The following is a 396-nucleotide window of genomic DNA, read 5'->3' as shown; positions in this document are numbered from 1 at the left end:
CGAGCAGATCAAGGAGATGACGCATGCTCTACACGACATTCGGACGCCGTTCCGGGTTGAGGGTCTCGCAATACGCGCTTGGTACCGGCAATTTCGGGCTCGGAGCGAACGCTGGCACCGACCGCGCAGAGTCGAAAGCGATCTTCGACCGGTTCGTGGAAGCGGGCGGCAACTTCATCGACACGGCTGACACCTACCAGAGCGGTGAGTCCGAGCAGCTCGTCGGGGAGTTCGCTCGGGCCGTTCGTGACGATCTGGTGCTGGCGACGAAGTTCACTGTCGGCGCGAATCCCGTTCGCACGCTGTCGCGCACGGGGAATGCCCTCAAGAACATGCGTCACTCGGTGGACGAGAGCCTGACGCGACTCGGCACGGACTATATCGACGTGCTCTGGG

1 protein-coding gene is annotated in these 396 nt (G+C 62.6%); it reads left to right on the top strand.

The features are described 5' to 3' along the window. Nucleotides 1-23: 23 nt before the first annotated feature. A partial coding sequence (locus SB660_RS19140; protein ID WP_410583798.1) for an aldo/keto reductase occupies nucleotides 24-396 on the top strand: 373 nt, incomplete at its 3' end.

It is taken from the genome of Bacillus sp. SIMBA_005, from assembly GCF_046535585.1.
Lineage (GTDB): Bacteria > Bacillota > Bacilli > Bacillales > Bacillaceae > Bacillus > Bacillus pumilus.
This window is presented reverse-complemented; position numbering and strand designations above follow the sequence as displayed.